Here is a 19121-nt window from a genome sequence, read left to right on the forward strand (position 1 = left end):
ACCCCGCCCCCGGGATCACGGGCGCGGGCGCTGGTGTCGCACCCGCGCCGTAGACTCGTGCGGTGACAGTTCCCGGGATCCTGCGCGCCCTCGAACAGGCAGAGTCGTTCCGGGATGCTGCGGCAGCAGCATCCGTCGACGCCGACTTCTCCCTCGTGGAGGGCCTGGACGCCCCGCTCATCGCCGCGCTCATCGAGCGCCGCCGCGCAAGCGGCCGTCCGCCCGTCGTGCTCGTGGTCGCCCCGACCGGTCGCCGCGCCGAGTCGCTCGGGCCCGCGATCGCGGCGCTCGTTCCCGACGCCGAGGTGTTCCACTTCCCGGCGTGGGAGACCCTCCCGCACGAGCGGCTCAGCCCCAGCCCCGAGATCGTCGGCAACCGGCTCACGGCGCTCGGGCGCGTCGCGCGGTGGGACGGCGAGACGCCCCTCGTCATGACGGCCTCGGTGCGCGGCGCGATCCAGCCGCTCGCGGCCGGACTCACCGACGTCGCACCGGTCGACCTGGCCGTCGGCGCACGCGGCCACGACCTCAGCGAGGTCACCGCCCGGCTCGTCGAACTCGCCTACCACCGCGTCGACATGGTCTCGCGCCGCGGCGAGTTCGCGGTGCGCGGCGGCATCCTCGACGTGTTCCCGCCGACGGCACCGCACCCGTTCCGCGTCGAGTTCTTCGGCGACGAGGTCGACCAGATCCGCGCGTTCTCGGTCGCAGATCAGCGGTCGCTCCCGGGCGAGGTCGCCGCCGTCACCCTCGTCGCCAGCCGCGAGCTGCTGCTGACCGCGGCGGTCCGACAGCGCGCCGCCGAGCTGCGCGACGAGTTCCCGGGCCTGCGGGGAATGCTCGAGAAGATGGCCGAGGGGATCCCCGCCGAAGGCATGGAGTCGCTCCTGCCCGTCCTCGTCGATCGCCTCGTCACCGTCGTCGACTACCTGCCCGAGGGTACGGCTCTCGCCCTCGTCGAACCCGAGCGCTCGGTCACGCGCGCCCTCACGCTCGGCGAGACGAACCGTGAGTTCCTCGACGCGGCGTGGAATGCCGCCACAGCGGGCGCCGAGACCCCTGTCGATCTCGGGGCGGGCGACTTCGTGTCGCTCCCGCGTCTGCGCGAGGCCGCGCACGATCGCGGTGGCGTGTGGTGGACGCTGAGCGTTTTCGATTCGGGCGAGGCGGATGCCGCGGCGGCGCTCGCAGGGGCACCAGGCGACGGCTTCGACATCGATGCGGCGCTCGAGGCTGCGGCGGTCGTGCGCGTGCCGGGCACCGGGGTGCCCTCGTTCCAAGGGAACGTCGACGGCGCGACCGCGCACGTCGGCGAACTCCTCGCCGCCGGCTGGCGGGTCGTCGTGACGGCATCCGGAACGGGCCTCGTCGAGCGGGCGCGCGACGTCCTCGCCGAGCGCGGAATCGCCGCGCGCCGCGTGGATTCCCTGCCGGAAGCACCCGAACCGGGTGTCGCTCACATCGTCCTGTCGAGCCTGGAGCGCGGGTTCCAGGTCGACGATGCGCAGCTCGCCGTGATCACCGAGGCGGAGTTCTACGGCCGCACGATCGGCGGCGACCAGCGGGTCGTGAAGAAGCTGGCCTCGCGGCGTCGCAACGTCGTCGACCCGCTGCAGCTGAAGGCGGGCGACTACGTCGTGCACATCACGCACGGCATCGGCAAGTTCGTCGAGCTCACCCAGCGCGAGGTCTCCAGCGGGGGGCGGAACGCCGTCAAGAGCATCCGCGAGTACCTCGTGCTCGAATATGCGCCGTCCAAGCGCGGGTATCCGGGCGACAAGCTGTTCGTCCCCACCGATCAGCTCGACCTGCTCTCGCGCTACGTCGGCGGCGAGGCGCCGTCGCTGTCGAAGATGGGCGGCAGCGACTGGGCGCAGGCCAAGGGGAAGGCGCGCCGCGCGGTGCGCGACATCGCCGTCGAGCTCGTCAAGCTCTACTCCGCGCGCATGTCGGCGAAGGGCTATGCGTTCGGACCCGATACCCCCTGGCAGCGTGAGCTCGAAGAGGCGTTCCCGTTCGCCGAGACGCCCGATCAGCTGCAGACGATCGACGAGATCAAGGCCGACATGGAGAAGCCGATCCCGATGGACCGGCTGCTGTCGGGCGACGTCGGCTTCGGCAAGACCGAGGTCGCCGTCCGCGCCGCGTTCAAGGCGATCCAGGACGGCAAGCAGGTCGCGATGCTGGTGCCGACGACGCTGCTGGTCAAGCAGCACCTCGAGACCTTCACCGAGCGATTCGCAGGGTTCCCCGTCAAGGTCAAGGCCCTTTCACGGTTCCAGAGCGACAAGGAGGCTCGCGACACGCTCGCGGGCCTCACCGACGGCACGGTCGACATGGTCATCGGCACGCACCGCATCCTCACCGAGAAGGTCATCTTCAAGGACCTGGGGCTCATGATCATCGACGAGGAGCAGCGCTTCGGTGTGGAGCACAAGGACACGCTCAAGAAGATGAAGACCAACGTCGACATCCTCGCGATGAGCGCGACGCCCATCCCGCGCACGCTCGAGATGGCCGTCACCGGAATCCGCGAGATGTCGACGCTGCAGACGCCGCCCGAGGACCGGCATCCGATCCTCACGTACGTCGGCGCGCGCAACGACAAGCAGATCGCCGCGGCGATCCGTCGGGAGCTCCTGCGCGAGGGGCAGATCTTCTTCGTGCACAACCGCGTGCAGTCGATCCAGCGGGTCGCCGCCGAGCTCGCCGAGCTCGTGCCCGAGGCGCGCATCGCGGTGGCCCACGGCCAGATGGGGGAGCACGCCCTCGAAGAGGTGGTCGACGCCTTCTGGGAGCGTCGAGCAGATGTGCTCGTGTGCACGACGATCGTCGAGACCGGTCTCGACATCTCCAACGCCAACACGATCATCATCGACCGGGCCGACAAGTACGGGCTGTCGCAGCTCCACCAGCTGCGCGGTCGCGTGGGTCGTGCGCGCGAGCGCGCGTACGCCTACTTCCTCTACGACGAGCAGAAGCCGCTGTCGGAGACCGCCGCCGATCGCCTGGAGACCATCGCGGTCAACAACGATCTCGGCAGCGGTATGCAGGTCGCCCTCAAAGACCTCGAGATCCGCGGCGCCGGCAACATGCTCGGCGCCGAACAGGCCGGTCACATCGCCGGCGTCGGGTTCGACCTGTACCTGCGCATGATCGGCGAGGCGGTCTCCGCGTTCCGCGGCGACGAGGTCGAAGGACCCGCCGAGCTGCGCCTCGAGCTGCCGGTTCAGGCGCGCATCCCCGAGTCGTACATCGACAGCGAGCGCCTGCGCCTCGAGGCCTATCAGAAGCTGTCGGCCGCGGCATCCGTCACCGCGAAGGACGACGCGCTCGACCTCGTCGTGGACGAACTCCGTGACCGCTACGGCGAGCCGCCGGCCGACGTCGACGGCCTGCTCGCCGTCGCGCGGCTGCGCCGCCGTGCCGCGCAGACCGGTCTCACCGACGTCGTCGCGATGGGCCCGAACCTGCGCATCGCGCCCGCTCACCTCCCCGACTCGATGCGGGTGCGCCTGCAGCGCCTGTACCCGAAGGCGAAGCTGCTCGCGGGCGGCGATGCCCTCGTGGTGCCGCTGCCGACGGCGGGTGGCGCTGCGGTGGCGGATGCCGACCTGATCGCGTGGGTCGGGCAGCTGCTCGATCAGCTGTGGCCCGCGCCGAAGACGGACACCGCAGAGGCGTGACACCCGTCGTCGGCCCCAGGCATCGGCCGATCGGCCGATGAGGTCGGGCCTGTCGGCCGATGTGTCACGGGCGGCATGGGCGCGAGCATCGGGGTCATGACCCATGCGACCCGCACCCTCACCCGCTCGCCCTCGAGCACGCCTTCGCGCCGCTCGCGCCCCGAGTGGCTCGCTCCCGCCGGCCTGATCGCTCTGACCCTGATACCGATGACAGCGGGTTCTGCCCGGCTCGCCGAGCTCGCCGGCGGAGCCGAGGTCACCGCATCGAACTCCCGCTTCTTCGAGGCGCCGGTTCCGGTCGTCATCCACATCGTCGCCTCGACGCTCTACCTCTTGGTCGGCGCCCTGCAGTTCGCGCCTTCCCTGCGACGACGTCGGTGGCACCGTCGTGCCGGACGCGTACTCGCGCCCGCGGGGCTCGCCTCCGCGGCATCCGGCATGTGGATGGCCGTGTTCTACGACCTCCCCGCCCACAGCGACCTCTCGCTCATGCTGATGCGGCTGGTGCTCGGCTCCGTGATGGCGTTCGGCATCGTCTACGCGGTCGTGTCGATCCTGCGCGGCGACGTGCGCACCCATAGCGCGTGGATGACGCGTGCGTACGCGATCGGACTCGGCGCGGGTACGCAGGTGCTCACGGTCCTGCCGTGGGTGGTCCTCGTCGGCGAGCCGAGCGCCGCGGTGTACACGGTGCTGATGGGGGCGGGGTGGGCGATCAACCTGGCGGTGGCCGAGGTCGTCATCCGCCGGCGCCGCACTCGAACGACGGGGCCAGTCCGCACCGCCGCGGAGCACGCTCCGGCAGGAGCCGCCCGCCTATCATGAGCCGTATGCTCGACCCGGTCCGCGCGCTGTGGTGCTTGCCCGCAGCGACCCCGTTGCCGCCGCGGCGGGTCTGGCGGGACTGGGTGCTCGTGGGTGTCGTACCCGCGCTCGCCGTGTTCGAGGCCGCGCTGCGGCCTGAGCTTCCGCACCGGTGGCTCATGGCGGCGCTGCTCGCGGGCGGGTCGGTGACGCTCCTCTGGCGGCGCACGAGACCGCTGGCGATGCTGTGCATCGCGTTCGGACTCGCGGCATGCGGCGTGCTCATCAACGGCGCGACGACTCAGTCGTTCACGTCGGCGTATTTCCTCATCCTGGTGTACGCGGTGATGCGATGGGGGAGCGGGCGGGCGCTCGTCCTCGGTGCGGCGGTGACGCTGGCGAGCACCGCGTGGTCGCTGATCGCCGGGCCGACTGCCCTCGCCGACGTGATCGGCGGGCTCGCCGTGATGATCACGACGTCGGCACTCGGCATCGCGTTCCGCCTCCGCGCATCGGCTCGGGAGCGTCAGCTCGAGAGCCTGCGCCTCCGCGAGCGCGAAGAGCTTGCGCGAGACCTGCACGACACGGTCGCGCACCACGTGTCGGCGATCGCGATCCAGGCGCAGGCCGGCCGTGCGGTCGCCGCCGCCGATCCGGAGGCCGCGATCACGGCACTGCGCACCATCGAGGCCGAGGCCGGTCGCGCCCTCGACGACCTGCGCGCGATGGTGCGCGTGCTCCGGCACGACGACGACGCGCGGCGCGCGCCTGTGGCGGGAATCGCCGACATCGCGCAGCTCGTCGACGCGATGAACGACACGCCGACAGGCATCACCGCGCGCTTCGACATGCAGGGGGATCCCGCGGCGGTGCCGCCGGCGGTCGGGCTCGTCGCCTACCGCATCGCGCAGGAGGCGCTCACCAACACCCGTCGCCATGCTCACGGCGCGACGCGGGTCGACGTGACCGCGGCCGTCGATGCTGCTGCGGTGCGGCTGGAGGTGCGCGACGACGGGCATGTGGCGCCGGGCGGCTCGTCACGAGGCGGCGGCTACGGCGGCTACGGCATAGCGGGCATGCTCGAGCGGGCGCGTCTCGTCGGCGGCATCTGCGAGGTCGGGCCGCACGTCGACGACGGTTGGGTCGTCGCAGCGACCCTTCCGAAAGCGGGGACGACATGACCGGCACGCAAGACGCCGCGACCCCCGTACGGGTGCTGATCGCCGACGATCAGGAGCTCGTTCGAACAGGACTCCGGACGATCCTCGGCGCCCAGGAGGGCATCGAGGTGATCGGCGAAGCCGCCGACGGCGCGGAGGGCATCACCCTGGCACGGGCGCTGCGTCCCGATGTGTGTCTCTTCGACATCCGGATGCCGGGCGTAGACGGATTGCAGGCGACCCGCGAGCTCGCCGGCCCCGGTGTCGAGGATCCCATCCCGGTCGTCGTGATCACCACCTTCGACCTCGACGAGTACGTCTACGCTGCCCTTCGCGCGGGCGCGCGCGGGTTCCTGATGAAGAACGCCGGGCCCGTGCTGCTGCGTGAGGCGGTGCTGGCGGCGTCACGCGGCGATGCGCTGATCGACCCGAACGTGACGCTGCGGCTCATCGCCGCGTTCGCGGGCACCGCGAGCGGTCGGGACGCTGCGAAGCCTCCCTCCACGCCACTCACCCCTCGCGAGGAGGATGTGCTCGCCGGCATCGCCCGCGGGCTCGGCAACAGTGAGATCGCGCGCGAACTGCACCTCTCGCTGAGCACGGTGAAGACACACCTCGCGAGCATCATGGCCAAGATCGGCGCGCGCAACCGCGTGGAGCTGGCGATCTGGGCGACCCAGACGGGCAGGGCGGCGACCCCGAACCGCACCGCGGGGTAGTGCGCTCCAGCACACGGTAGCCTGGCACCGACCGAGGAGGGTCCATGCGGTTCGAGCACCTCGGGGCGCAGCCCCGCATCCACCCCGATGCCGTCATCGCCGCGACGGCGGTGATCAGCGGCGACGTCGAGATCGGCGCCGACTGCCAGATCCTGCACGGCGCCGTCATCACCGCCGAGGGCGGCGCGATCACGCTCGGCGAGAACGTCATCGTCATGGAGAACGCGCTCATCCGCGCCACCGCGACCAATCCGGTGCACATCGGCGATCACGTGCTGGTCGGGCCGATGGCGAGCGTGTCAGGCGCGACGATCGGCGACGAGGTCTTCCTCGCGACCGGGACGCGTGTCTTCAACGGGGCGCGCATCGGCGAGCGCAGCGAGGTGCGCATCAACGCCGTCGTGCACCTGCGGACGACCCTTCCGCCCGAGACGACGGTGCCGATCGCGTGGGTGGCCGTGGGTGATCCGGTGCAGATCCTGCCGCCCGATCGGCACGAGGAGATCTGGGCGGCGCAGCGCGAACTCGACTTCCCCGGCTACGTGTTCGGCCTCGATCGCGAGACTCCCGACCTCATGGTGCAGCTCACCGAGCGCTACGGTCGCAGCCTCGCTCGGCACGCCGACGATCGCCGCGTCGACGGCTGAGCCGCATCACCCGGTGTTCTGGAGTCCTGCCGCGACGCCGCTCACCGAGAGCAGCAAGAGCCGCTGCTGCTCCGGATCGGCCGGCTCGCCGCGCTCGGCCGCCTCGCGCAACGACCGGAGGGCTCGCAGCTGCAGCAGCGACAGCGCGTCGACATAGGGGCTGCGCATCTTGACCGCCCGCTGCAGCACGGGCTTGTTGCCGAGGAGCTCGGTGCCTCCGGTCACCCGGATCACCCACGAGCGCGTGAGGGCCATCTCGTCAGTCACGAGCTGGGCGAGGTCGTCGCGGTCGCCGAGGTCGAGGTAGTGCCGCGCGATGCGGTCATCGGCCTTCGCGAGGCTCATCGCGACATTGTCGATCAGCGTGCGGAAGAGCGGCCACTCGACGTAGGCGCGCTGGAGCAGCTCTCCGTCGCCGACGGTCTCGAGCGCCGTGCCGAGCCCGAACCAGCCGGCGAGGTTGATGCGCGCCTGCGTCCACGCGAACACCCACGGAATGGCGCGGAGGTCTTCGAGCGATTCGACCGAGAGGCCGCGTCGCGCGGGGCGCGAGCCGAGGGCGAGGAGGCCGAGCTCTTCCATCGGGGTGACCTGGGCGAACCACGGTGCGAACCCCGGTGCCTTCACGAGCGAGAAGAAGCGCTCGCGGGATGCCGCGTCCATCGCGGCCGCCACGGGGGCGTACCGCTCGGCGGCCTCGCGGTTGCGCTTCTCGTTGGTCGGCGAGGAGGCCAGCAGGATCGCGGCGGCGACCTGGTCGATGTGCCGCATCGCGATCGCCGGATCGCCGTAGCGGGCGAAGATCACCTCGCCCTGCTCGGTGAGCTTGAACCGGCCGTCGACCGAGTGCGGCGGCTGCGCGAGGATCGCCGAGTTGGCCGGTCCGCCGCCACGGCCGAGCGCGCCGCCGCGACCGTGGAAGAGCGTGAGCTCGATGCCCGACTCCTGCGCCCACGCCGCGATGGCGGCCTGGGCCTCGTACAGCGCGAGGTTCGCCGCGACCGGGCCGACGTCCTTCGACGAGTCGGAGTAGCCGAGCATGACCTCCAGGCGCCGGCCGGTGGCGTCCAGGCGCGCGGCGAACTCGGGGTGGTGCACGATCTCGGCGAGGATCCCGGGCGCAGCCTGCAGATCGGCGAACGTCTCGAACAGCGGGATGACATCGAGTGCGGGCGGCGTGGCGCCGGCGCCGACGGCGTGGCGGGCGAGGCGGTGGACGGCGGCGAGGTCCTCGGCCGACTGCGTGAACGAGACGATGTAGCGGCCCGCGGCCCGCGGCCCGTAGCGCTCCTGCAGGAACGCGATCGAGCGGAAGACGTCGAGCACCTCCTGCGCCTGCTCCGACGGGGCGCCGCCCGCGTCGAGTTCGGCCAGCACCTTGGCGTGCACGGCGGAGTGCTGGCGAACCTCGAGCTCGGTCAGGTGGAACCCGTAGGTCTCCACCTGCCACAGCAGCTGCTGCAGGTGACCGTATGCCTGACGCGCGGCGCCCGCCTGCACGAGTGAGTCCTGCACCACGCGGAGATCGGCGAGGAGGTGCTCGGGGTCGCGGTAGGCGAGGTCGGCGTTTCGCGCCCGCGTCGCCTCGATCTTGCGCGCGAGCAGCAGCAGGATGCGGCGATGGGGCTCGTCGGGCGAGCGCTTGGCGATGTCGGCCGCGGCCTCCTCATCTGATGCCGCGAGTCGCTGCCACAGGGCCGTGAGCGCGGCGCTCGGCGGCGTCGTGGCGGCATCCAGCGTCAAGGTCCGTCCGATGCGGCTCGTCGTCCGCTCGAGGCCGAGGAGAACGTGCTCGCTCGCAATCTTCGCGGCCTTGCGGGTGACGGATGCCGTCACGAACGGGTTGCCGTCGCGATCGCCGCCGACCCACGAGCCGACGCGCACGAACGGGCGGACGACGGGTGCTCGACTGCCGGCGGCCGGACCCTGCAGCGCGTCGTCGACGCGGCGGTACACGTGCGGGACGGCGGTGAAGAGCGTGTCGTCGAACACCGCCATGACCGCGCGAACCTCGTCGGTCGGCGAGGGCTTCTCGGGGCGCAGCGGCGCGGTGCGCCACAGCGTGTCGATCTCTTCGAGCATGCGGCGTTCCGCACGGCGCTCGTCGGCGCCGTTGCGCAGCGACGCGTCGTGCTCCTCGAGGAGCGACGCGAGACGACGGATGCTGGTCGACACCGCACGGCGTCGGGCCTCGGTCGGGTGGGCCGTGAACACCGGGTGGAAGCGCAGCGCCTGCAGGCGATCGAGCGCGGTGTCGTCGCCGACCTCGCTCGCGAGCCGCACGAACGCGGCCGCGACCGAGGTCGTGGCATCCTCACGATCGGGGCGTCCGTCGCGCTCGCGGAGGATCCGCACGCGCTGGTGCTCCTCGGCGAGATTCACGAGGTGGAAGTATGCGGTGAACGCGCGGGCGACCTCGTCGGCGCGGTGCACCGTGAACGACTCGGCGATCGACGCCGCGCGTGCGAAGGCTTCGGGGGTCTCGTCGGTATAGGCCTGGATCGTCGCGATCCGCAGACGCTCGACGTCTTCGTACAGGCCGGCCGAGCCGCTCTCGCGGAGCACTCGGCCCAGGAGTGCTCCCAGCATGCGCACGTCGGCGCGCATTCGCTCGGGGATCTCCTGCTCGGCCTCGAAGCGGCCGACCAGGTCGATCGCTTCGGTCTGGGTGGGTTCGCGCATGCGTTCCACGGTAGCCGCCGGGTGTTTCGGTCGCGTGACGCGAGACGGCTTATGACGCCGGCTGGCTAGACTGGGCCCCGGAGTGCCGGGAAGTCTGGTCGGCGAGGCTCGGCCGACCCCGTGGCCGCCTCGACGGAAGGACTCGGATGACCCTGCTGCGCTCTGCACGCTTCCCCGCGATCATGCTGCTCCTGGCGGCGGCCGCCGGCCTCATCGTCGCCAACTCGGCTGCCGGGCCCGCCGTCGACGATGTGATGCACGCGTACGTCGGCATCCCCGGGTTCTTCGAGCTCTCGGTCTCGCACTGGATCAAGGACGGCCTGCTCGCGGTCTTCTTCTTCGTCGTCGCGATCGAGCTGCAGTTCGAACTGACCAACGGTCAGCTCAACTCGGCGCGCAAGGCCCTGCAGCCGGCGATCGCCGCCGCCGGCGGCGTGATCGTGCCGATCGTCATCTACCTCGTCATCGCCGCCGGATCCGACGCGGTGGACGGCTGGCCCATCCCGACCGCGACCGACATCGCTTTCGCCCTCGGCGTGCTCGCCGTGTTCGGCAAGGGCCTCCCGTCGGCGCTGCGTGTCTTCCTCCTGGCGCTCGCGATCCTCGACGACATCGTCGGCATCGTCTTCATCGCCGTGCTGTTCACCGACGACGTCGACTTCATGATGCTGGGACTCGCCGCGGTCGCGATCGTGGCGTTCGGCATCCTGAGCCGTCAGCTCGACACCCGCGGGCGCGTGCCGATCTCGATCGCACTCGTCGTGCTGGGCATCGTGGCGTGGGCCCTCGTCTACCAATCAGGCGTCCACGCGACGATCGCCGGCGTCGTGCTCGGCCTCGCGATGTCGCAGCAGCCGGCTCTGCACACCCGGCACGTGCTCGAGCCGTGGGTGAACGGCCTCGTGCTGCCGCTGTTCGCGTTCTCTGCGGCGCTGGTCGTGATCCCCGCCGTCTCGCCCTCCGAACTGTCGCCGGCATTCTGGGGAGTGCTGGTGGCCCTCCCGGTCGGCAAGATCGTGGGCATCTCGCTCTTCGGCTGGCTGTCGCTGCGGATCGGGCATCGCGAGGGCGGCGCCCCGGCTCTCACGTTCACCGATCTCATCGCCGCCGGATCCCTCGGCGGCATCGGCTTCACGGTGTCGCTGCTCCTGTCGGAGCTCGCGTTCGCCGATGCCCCGGGCATCCGTGATCAGGCGACCCTCGGCGTGCTCGCGGGATCGATCATCTCGCTCTTCGCCGCCGGGATCCTGGTCTCGTGGCGGGCGGCGCACTACCGCCGGCTCGCCGCGGCAGAGCCGGCAGCGGCGCCCACTCACGGACCCGAGGCGGTGACCGAGGCGTGAGCGAGCCCGACGCCCTCCGTGAGGCCGCCGAGACGATGCGGGCCGTCCGCGACCGGTGCGTGTGGACCCAGCAGATCGATCACCGCGCCCTGGTGCCCTACCTCATCGAGGAGAGTGCCGAACTCATCGATGCCGTCGAGGAGGGCTCCCGCGACGAGCTGCGCGAAGAGCTCGGCGATCTGCTGTGGCAGGTGCTCTTCCACGCCGAGATCGCCGCGCGCGACCCGGTCGCTCCGTTCGACATCGACGACGTGGCGCGGGGGCTGACCGACAAGATGGTGCGGCGGCATCCCCATGTCTTCGCCGATGCCGTCGCGACGACTCCCGACGAGGTGCTCGTCCACTGGAATGCCGCGAAGGCGGCCGAGAAGAGTGCGCGCACGAGCGTGCTCGACGGTGTGAGCGAGCGGATGCCGAGCCTCGCGCTCGCGCAGAAGCTCGTCGGCAAGGCCGCCCAGGTCGGCGTGACCGCGGCGCCCCTGGAGCCGGAGCCTGCCACGGAGGCGGAGCTCGGCGATGCCCTGCTCGCGTTGGTCAAAGCCGCGCGAGAGAACGGATGGGATGCCGAGCGCGCCCTCCGCGAGCGCCTTCGAACTCTTACCGCCGACGTTCGGGATGCCGAAGCGAGGCGCGCAGACCTGGGAGGATAGGTCCGTGGCTTCCGTCAATCCGCCGCGCGGCATGCGCGACTTCCTCCCCGCTGAAAAGTCCCGCCGCGAGCGCGTGCTCGCCGTGATCCGCGAGCGCTACCGCGTGCACGGGTTCGACGAGATCGAGACCCCGGTCATGGAGGAGCACGGGCGGCTCCACGCCGGCATCGGCGGCGACAACGAGAAGCTCGCCTACAACGTGCTCAAGCGGGGCCTCGACGCGGACGCGATCCGGGCGGCCGCCGACGACCCCGCAGCGCTCACCGACCTGGGGCTGCGCTACGACCTCACCGTGCCGCTCGCGCGCTTCTACGCGACCAACCGCGGTCAGCTGCCGACCGTCTTCCGCTCGATCCAGGTGGCGCCGGTGTGGCGAGCGGAACGGCCCCAGAAGGGGCGCTACCGCCAGTTCGTGCAGTGCGACATCGACATCATGGGCGATGCGTCCTCGCGGGCCGAGTCAGAGCTCATCACGGCGACCCTCGACACGCTCGACGCACTGCGCCTCGACGGCGCGACGGTGCGGATCAACGACCGTCGCGTGCTCGACTGGATGCTCGACAGCTTCGGCTTCACCGCCGCAGAGCGTCCGGGCGTGCTGATCACGATCGACAAGCTCGACAAGATCGGACCGGCGGGGGTTGCGGCAGAGCTCCGCGATCGAGGCGCTTCGGCGTCGGCGGCGGATGCGTTCGAGGCGTTCCTCGTCCGCCCGATGACGCTCGAGTACAACCCGTACGGTGAGAGGCAGATCCGCAAGCTCCTGCCGCAAGGCGCGCCGGACGAGGTCGTCGCGCACCTCGTCGGCATCGGCGAGGCGGTCGCCGCAGCCCGCGGTGCCCAGGAGACTCCTCTCGTCTTCGATCCGTTCCTCGTGCGTGGCATGGGCTACTACACGGGCACGATCTTCGAGCTCGCCCACCCGTCGGTGGACTATTCGCTCGGCGGCGGCGGGCGGTACGACGGCATGATCGGCGGCTTCCTCGGCCAGGAGATTCCGGCGGTCGGCTTCTCGATCGGCTTCGAGCGGATCGTCGATCTCGTGCCCGCGCTCGATGATGTCGCCCCTGAGGCCGTCGTGCTCGTCCACGATCGCGACGTGCCCGACGCCGAACTGCTCGCGCACAAGGCAGCCGTCACGGCCCGCGGTGTCCGCGTGCGGCTCGAGCACCGCACGAAGAACCTCAAGGCGCTGCTCGAGCGTGCTGCCGCCGACGGCTACACGACATTCGCGACCGTGTCGGCGGGCGCGCCAGCGGGCTCGCTCGAGTTCAAGCCGCTCGCGTGAGCCGCAGCCGGAGCGCCCGGTAGAGGATCCCCGCGGCGACCACGACGACTCCGGCGACCACCGACTGCCACGGGAGCGTGACGGCGAGGACGACGCACCCGGCGCCGCCGATCAGCTGCAGAGCGCGAGGAAAGCGCCGCGCTTCGCCGCGCTGCCGGTACGCCGCGACGTTGGCGACGAGGTAGTACAGCAGCACGCCGAACGACGAGAAGCCGATCGCTCCGCGCAGGTCGACGACGGCGATGAGGCCGATGACGATCGCGGCGAGGACGACCTCGGCGCGATGCGGCACGTGCCATCGCGGGTGGACGGCGGCGAGGAAGCGCGGCAGGTCGCCCTCGCGCGCCATCGCGAAGGTCGTCCGGCCGATGCCGGCGATGAGGGCGAGAAGAGCGCCGAGGGATGCCGCGGCCGCCCCGATCCGCACGACGGGCTCCGCCCATGCCCATCCGGATGCCGCCACGGCTGCGGCGACCGGCTCGGACGACGCGGCGGTCGCGTCGGGCCCGAGGGTCGAGAGGACCGAGACGGCGACGACCGCGTAGACGACGAGGGCTCCCGCGAATGCGAGCACGATGGCGCGGGGGATCGTGCGGCCGGGGTCGCGCACCTCCTCGCCCATCGTCGCGATGCGCGCGTAGCCGGCGAACGCGAAGAACAGCAGGCCCGCCGACTGCAGGATGCCGTACCAGCCGTGCTCGAGGACGCCGTCTGCGCTCAGCCAGCCGGTGACGTCGGGCGCGGAGGTGGTCGCGGCGGCCGCGATCGCGAGCGTGAGCAGCACGGCGACCACGATCACGCGGGTGAGCAGCGCCGTACGCGTCACGCCGAACCAGTTCACGGTCGCGAGGGCCGCGACCGCGAGCATCGCCACCGGCTTCTCCCACCCGACCGGGGCCGCGTACGCGGCGAAGGTCATGGCCATCGCGGCACAGCTCGCCGTCTTGCCGATGACGAACGCCCACCCCGCGGCGAATCCCCACCACGGCCCGAGCTCGACCCGGCCGTACGCGTACGTGCCGCCCGAGGTCGGGTGCACCGCCGCGAGCTGAGCCGACGAGGTCGCGTTGCCGAACGCGACGACGGCGGCGAGTGCCAGGCCGATCAGCAGGCCGCTGCCGGCGGCTGCGGCAGCCGGGGCGATCGCCGAGAAGACGCCCGCGCCGATCATCGAGCCGAGGCCGATGAACACCGCGTCGGTGAGCCCGAGCCGGCGCTGGAGAGAGGGTGTCGCCACGCCGGAACCCTAGCGCGCCGAGGAACTCGGGCGGATCACGGTGCGACAGCTGCGGGTCATCGGATGGTTGCGCCGCGTTCATCCGCGCGGAGTCGAATCGGAGCATGAGCCGCTCACGGGTCGATGGACGCTCGGCCGCGCTCGCGGCGACGGGGACCGTTCTCGGGATCGGTGCAGTCACGCTCGCGGCGCGCGGGATGCTGCGGCGGCAGGCGGCGATCGCGCGCCGCCGCATCGGCAAGCCGTTGGGGGAGCGCGCGCCGGAGGCTGACCGGGTGTGGGCGCGGGCGCACGAGGGCGAGCCGATCGAGCTGCTCATGATCGGCGACTCGATCGCGGCCGGACTCGGCGCCGACCGGCGCAAGGACACTCCGGGCGCGCGCGTGGCGAAGGGTCTGGCGCGGGCGAGCAGGCGCCCGGTCCGCCTGCGCACAGCGGCCGTGGTCGGTGCGGAGTCGTCCATGCTGGCGGCCCAGCTCGACGCGCTTCCGGAGGATTATCGTCCCGACCTCGCGATCATCGTGGTCGGCGGCAACGACATAACCCACCGTGTGCCCGTGCCGACGTCGGTCCGCCACCTCGACGAGGCGGTCGTTCGGCTGCGTGCACGCGGCGCGGCTGTCGTGGTCGGCACGTGTCCCGATCTCGGAGCTCTCCGCCCGGTGCCGCAGCCGCTGCGCTCGCTCGGCTCGCGGCTGTCGCGTCAGCTCGCCGCGGCGCAGGCCGAGGCCGCCGAGCGGGCCGGCGCACGCGCGGTGTCGCTGCACCGCGCCGTCGGTCCGTTCTTCATCTCGCAGCCCGACGAGATGTTCAGCCTCGACCGATTCCACCCGAGTGCCCTCGGCTACCGGCGAACCGCCGAAGCCCTGCTGCCCGCGGTCATCGCGGCGCTCACGGCGTCGGTGACGTCGGCGTCGCCGACGCCGCGGTGATGCGCTTCTTCTCCCGTACGTACACCTCGCGCCTGACCCGCGCGACGACCTCGCCGTCGGCATCCGTGATCTGCGTCTCGAACCACTCGAGCACCTTGGCGCCGCCGCGGGCGCGTTCACGGAGCTCGTCGACCTTCGCCGGTGTCACGGCGAAGTGGGCGGTGAGGACGCCACGACCGGGCTTGACGAACTCGATCTCGCCGCGCGTGTCCCACACGACATAGTCCCGGCCGAGCTGGTGCATCACGAGCATGAAGAAGTACGGATCGGTCATCGCCGACATCGAACCGCCGAATGCTGTTCCGACGTAGTTGCGGGTGATGAGGTTGACGTGGAGCTCCACGGTGGCGCTCGTCCAGTCCTCCGCGAACCGCTTCACGCGGATGCCGCTCCAGAGGTTCGGCGCCCACAGGCTCATTCCGAGGGCGAGGCGGCGGGGCGTGACGTTCATCCGGACAGTGTGCCGGACGGCTCCCCGACGCCGCACGTCCGTCGTGGGTTGTCTACAACTGTTTGACTAGTTATAGAATAGTTGCATGCTTGTGAAGGTCGACACCGCCAGCGACGAACCGCTGTTCGCGCAGCTCGCCGCCTCGATCCGCGCGGATGCCGCCGCCGGGAGACTGCGCTCCGGCGACCGCCTGCCGTCGGCGCGTGATGTCGCAGCCGCCCTCGGGGTCAATCTCCACACCGTGCTGCGCGCGTATCAGGATCTCCGCGACGAAGGTCTGGTCGACATGCGTCGCGGTCGGGGTGCGGTGGTGACGGACGCCGCCGCCGGCCTCGCAGCACTGCAGGACGACATCTCCGCGCTCGTCGCCCGTGCCCGGAGCCTCCGACTCTCACCCGAAACCCTCGCCGCGCTCGTGAAGGAGAACGCCCGTGACCGATGACCGTGACCGTACCCATGCCCGTGCCATCCGCCGATTCGTGCTCGTCGCCCTCGTGGTGCCGGCGGTGCTCGTCGGGGTGGGCGTCGCGATCCAGCTGTTCCTCCTGCCGCAGATGCCGGACACGATCGCGATCCACTGGAACGCCGCAGGAGAAGCGGACGGCTTCGCGCCGGCATGGACGCAGCCGATCGCGACCCTGGGCTTCGGGTTCGGCATCGCGGCGCTCATCGCCTCGGTGACCCTCCCCACGATGCGTCGCGGCGGACGCGGTGCGACCTACCGGCTGATGGGCGCGACAGCCGCAGCGACATCCGCGCTGGTCACGGTCGTCCTGACCTGGACGTATGCCGCCCAGGCGGGGAGCGCCGAGGCCTCGGGGGCGGCCCCTGCGGGAGTCGTGCTCGCCGCCGGTCTCGCAGCGGCGATCGTGATCGGGATCGCCGCCTGGCTCGTGCAGCCGGCGGAGGAGCGCCGGCGCGGTGACCGATCGCCCGCCACGCCGCTGTCGCTCGGCGCGACCGAGCGTGCGGTGTGGATGCATACGGCGACGATGAGCCGCGGCGCGATGACCCTGCTGGCCGGCTCCGTGCTGCTGATGTTCGGGCTCGGCATCGGGCTGATGCTCGGCGGCGAGCAGACCGCCGCGTGGATCACGCTCGGCCTCGGCGCGCTCCTGGCCCTGCTCGTCGCATCGAACACGGCGTTTCGGGTCACGGTCGACGAGTCTGGACTCCGCGTTCGCTCGAGTGTGGGGGTGCCGAGGTTCGCGGTGCCGATCGCCGAGATCATCCGCGCCGATGCCGTGCGCGTCGACCCGATGGGCGAGTTCGGTGGATGGGGCATGCGCTGGTCGCCCGAGGGTCGGTTCGGCGTGGTGCTGCGCGCGGGGGAGGCGCTGGAAGTCGAACGGGCGAACGGCAAGACGTTCGTCGTGACGGTCGACGACGCCGGGACGGCCGCGTCGCTGCTGGCGACGTTTGCGAGCCGCACCCGACCGATGGCCCCTTGACGACCCGGCGCCCCGCTTGTTGGCTGGGGTCATGACCGAGCCCACACCCGACACCTGGCGGCGCGTCGACGCCTACCTCACCGAGACGCTCGTGGGGCACGACCCCGACCTCGAGCGCGCCGTCGCCGACCAGCACGCGGCAGGGCTCCCCGCGATCGAGGTCGCGCCCGTGAACGGCAAGCTCCTGCACCTGCTCGCACGCATGTCGGGCGCGCGGCGCGTACTCGAGATCGGCACACTGGGCGCCTACTCGACGATCTGGATGGCGCGCGGCATCCCATCCGACGGCCGGGTCATCACGATCGAGGCCGAGCCCGAGAACGCACGGATCGCGCGCCTCAATCTCGATCGCGCGGGTGTCGGCGACAAGGTCGATATCCTCCTCGGCCGCGCAGCCGACGTCCTGCCGACGCTCGCGGGGTCCGACGCCTTCGACATGGTCTTCATCGACGCCGACAAGGAGTCGAACACGATCTACCTCGACTGGGCGGCGCGCCTCGGGCGCTCCGGCACCGTCGTGGTCGTCGACAACATCGGTCGCGGGGGAGAAGTCGCCGACCCCGCCGCGATGCGCCCCGACGTCATCGGCACTCAGCGGGGCCTGGAGATGCTGGGCCGGGATCCGCGGTTCGACGCGACTGCGCTGCAGACCCTCGATCTCAAAGGGTACGACGGCGTCGCGATCGCCCTCATCGTGTGAGCCGCGGACTTCCGTCACTAGACTCGGGGGCGGACCGACGACGCTCCTATGAACCACCCTCCACAAGCAAGGAGTCCCCAGTGGCATTGATCGAGGCTGTAGGCGCGCGCGAGATCCTCGACTCGCGCGGAAACCCGACCGTCGAGGTGGAGGTGCTGCTCGACGACGGAATCGTCCAGCGCGCGGCCGTCCCCTCGGGTGCGTCGACCGGAGCCTTCGAGGCGTACGAGCTGCGCGACGGCGACAAGAGCCGCTACAGCGGAAAGGGCGTGCTCAAGGCCGTCGCCGCCGTCATCGACGAGCTCGGACCTGCGATCGAGGGCGTGGACGCCAGCGAGCAGCGCATCATCGACGAGATCCTCATCGAGGTCGACGGCACAGACAACAAGTCGCGTGTCGGCGCCAACGCGATCCTCGGCATCTCGCTGGCCGTCGCCAAGGCTGCGGCCGACTCGGCCGACCTGCCGTTGTTCCGCTACCTCGGCGGCCCCAACGCGCATGTGCTGCCGATCCCGCTGTTCAACGTCATCAACGGCGGCTCGCACGCCGACAACGGCATCGACTGCCAGGAGTTCTTCCTCGCCCCGATCGGCGCCTCCAGCTTCGCCGAGGCGCTGCGCTGGGGTGCCGAGACGTACCACGTGCTGCACAGCGAGCTGAAGGCGGCGGGTTACGCGACCGGCCTCGGCGACGAGGGTGGATTCGCGCCTGACCTGGGGAGCAACCGCGAAGGCCTCGACTTCCTCGTCAAGGCGATCGAGAAGGCCGGATTCGCGGTCGGCAGCGACATCGCGCTCGGCATGGATGTCGCGGCGAGCGAGTTCTACGACAACGGTGTGTACACCTTCGAGGGGAAGCCCTGGACGGCCGAGGCCCTCACGGATTACTACGTCGAGCTCGCCGACGCGTACCCGATCGTCACGATCGAGGACGCCCTCGACGAGGACGACTGGGACAGCTGGAAGCACCTCACCGAAAAGCTGGGATCGAAGATCCAGCTGGTCGGAGACGACCTGTTCGTCACGAACCCGGAGCGGCTGAAGAAGGGCATCGACCTCGGCGTCGGCAACTCGCTGCTGGTCAAGGTCAACCAGATCGGCACGCTCTCCGAGACGCTCGACGCCGTCAGCCTCGCGCACCGCTCGGGCTACACGACGATGTTCTCGCACCGCTCAGGCGAGACCGAGGACACCACGATCGCCGACCTCGCGGTCGCCGTGAACTCGGGTCAGATCAAGAGCGGCGCGCCCGCCCGCAGCGAGCGCGTCGCGAAATACAATCAGCTTCTGCGCATCGAGGAGGAGCTGGGCGACGCTGCGGAGTTCATCGGCCGCGCGGCCTTCCCGCGCTACAAGGGCTAGCACGACGCAC

Annotated in this window: 16 protein-coding genes; 13 read left to right on the top strand and 3 right to left on the bottom strand. The window is 71.1% G+C overall.

Going from position 1 to position 19121, the window contains the following annotated elements; all coding sequences use genetic code 11:
• Positions 1 to 62: 62 nt before the first annotated feature.
• The 5 genes from mfd (at position 63) to FFS15_RS05260 (ending at position 7016) form a co-directional block, all read left to right on the top strand.
• Positions 63 to 3686 carry a transcription-repair coupling factor gene (gene mfd, locus FFS15_RS05240; RefSeq protein ID WP_171013087.1) on the top strand — a complete coding sequence of 1208 codons (3624 nt, stop codon included), beginning with the start codon at positions 63 to 65 and terminating at the stop codon, positions 3684 to 3686.
• A 96-nt stretch (positions 3687 to 3782) separates the two neighbouring features.
• On the top strand, positions 3783 to 4511 hold the full coding sequence (locus FFS15_RS05245) for a DUF2306 domain-containing protein (protein ID WP_137843944.1): 729 nt from the start codon (positions 3783 to 3785) through the stop codon (positions 4509 to 4511).
• A 5-nt stretch (positions 4512 to 4516) separates the two neighbouring features.
• Positions 4517 to 5671, top strand: coding sequence for a histidine kinase (locus FFS15_RS05250; RefSeq protein ID WP_137843945.1), 1155 nt, complete (start codon positions 4517 to 4519; stop codon positions 5669 to 5671).
• Complete coding sequence (locus tag FFS15_RS05255; RefSeq protein ID WP_137843946.1) at positions 5668 to 6369, top strand: response regulator transcription factor; 702 nt, start codon at positions 5668 to 5670, stop codon at positions 6367 to 6369. Before FFS15_RS05250 ends, FFS15_RS05255 begins: the two co-directional genes overlap by 4 nt.
• 44 nt (positions 6370 to 6413) lie before the next feature.
• Positions 6414 to 7016 (top strand): gamma carbonic anhydrase family protein, encoded by a 603-nt coding sequence (locus tag FFS15_RS05260; RefSeq protein ID WP_137843947.1) that lies wholly within the window; start codon positions 6414 to 6416, stop codon positions 7014 to 7016.
• 6 nt (positions 7017 to 7022) lie between these two features.
• Here FFS15_RS05260 and FFS15_RS05265 read toward each other — a convergent pair whose 3' ends face one another.
• On the bottom strand, positions 7023 to 9698 hold the full coding sequence (locus tag FFS15_RS05265) for a phosphoenolpyruvate carboxylase (RefSeq protein ID WP_137843948.1): 2676 nt from the start codon (positions 9696 to 9698) through the stop codon (positions 7023 to 7025).
• Between the two features lie 146 nt (positions 9699 to 9844).
• Between FFS15_RS05265 and nhaA the strand changes: the two genes are divergently transcribed.
• From nhaA to FFS15_RS05280, 3 genes are read left to right on the top strand one after another with little or no spacing between them, the layout of a single operon-like run.
• Positions 9845 to 11041, top strand: coding sequence for a Na+/H+ antiporter NhaA (gene nhaA / locus FFS15_RS05270; RefSeq protein WP_137843949.1), 1197 nt, complete (start codon positions 9845 to 9847; stop codon positions 11039 to 11041).
• A 35-nt stretch (positions 11042 to 11076) separates the two neighbouring features.
• Positions 11077 to 11691 carry a MazG family protein gene (locus FFS15_RS05275; RefSeq protein ID WP_137843998.1) on the top strand — a complete coding sequence of 205 codons (615 nt, stop codon included), beginning with the start codon at positions 11077 to 11079 and terminating at the stop codon, positions 11689 to 11691.
• A gap of 31 nt (positions 11692 to 11722) precedes the next feature.
• A complete protein-coding gene (locus FFS15_RS05280; protein WP_212743112.1) occupies positions 11723 to 12979 on the top strand; it encodes an ATP phosphoribosyltransferase regulatory subunit in 1257 nt (418 codons plus the stop codon).
• On the opposite strand, the gene FFS15_RS05285 is transcribed toward FFS15_RS05280, so the two are convergent.
• Positions 12963 to 14216, bottom strand: a complete 1254-nt coding sequence (locus FFS15_RS05285; RefSeq protein WP_137843951.1) for an amino acid permease — start codon at positions 14214 to 14216, stop codon at positions 12963 to 12965. The two genes, FFS15_RS05280 and FFS15_RS05285, sit on opposite strands and share 17 nt — an antisense overlap.
• A gap of 104 nt (positions 14217 to 14320) precedes the next feature.
• Here FFS15_RS05285 and FFS15_RS05290 point away from each other — a divergent pair, with 104 nt between their 5' ends.
• Positions 14321 to 15148, top strand: coding sequence for an SGNH/GDSL hydrolase family protein (locus FFS15_RS05290; RefSeq protein ID WP_137843952.1), 828 nt, complete (start codon positions 14321 to 14323; stop codon positions 15146 to 15148).
• Here the strand turns inward: FFS15_RS05290 and FFS15_RS05295 are convergent.
• On the bottom strand, positions 15108 to 15599 hold the full coding sequence (locus FFS15_RS05295; RefSeq protein WP_137843953.1) for a DUF4442 domain-containing protein: 492 nt from the start codon (positions 15597 to 15599) through the stop codon (positions 15108 to 15110). The genes FFS15_RS05290 and FFS15_RS05295 overlap by 41 nt on opposite strands.
• Before the next feature lie 85 nt (positions 15600 to 15684).
• On the opposite strand from FFS15_RS05295, the gene FFS15_RS05300 reads away from it, so the two are divergent.
• The 4 genes from FFS15_RS05300 (at position 15685) to eno (ending at position 19111) form a co-directional block, all read left to right on the top strand.
• Complete coding sequence (locus FFS15_RS05300) at positions 15685 to 16041, top strand: GntR family transcriptional regulator (protein ID WP_137843954.1); 357 nt, start codon at positions 15685 to 15687, stop codon at positions 16039 to 16041.
• Positions 16031 to 17050: a DUF1648 domain-containing protein gene (locus FFS15_RS05305; RefSeq protein WP_137843955.1), complete on the top strand. Its 1020-nt coding sequence runs from the start codon at positions 16031 to 16033 to the stop codon at positions 17048 to 17050. The genes FFS15_RS05300 and FFS15_RS05305 overlap by 11 nt, the downstream gene beginning before the upstream one ends.
• 31 nt (positions 17051 to 17081) lie before the next feature.
• The gene (locus FFS15_RS05310) at positions 17082 to 17750 is read left to right on the top strand and encodes an O-methyltransferase (protein ID WP_137843956.1); all 669 of its coding nucleotides are present in this window, start codon (positions 17082 to 17084) and stop codon (positions 17748 to 17750) included.
• An 80-nt stretch (positions 17751 to 17830) separates the two neighbouring features.
• Entirely contained in the window at positions 17831 to 19111 is a 1281-nt protein-coding gene (gene eno, locus FFS15_RS05315; protein WP_137843957.1) for a phosphopyruvate hydratase, read from the top strand.
• Positions 19112 to 19121: the final 10 nt, after the last annotated feature.

It is taken from the genome of Microbacterium sp. 2FI (assembly GCF_005502885.1).
GTDB lineage: Bacteria > Actinomycetota > Actinomycetes > Actinomycetales > Microbacteriaceae > Microbacterium.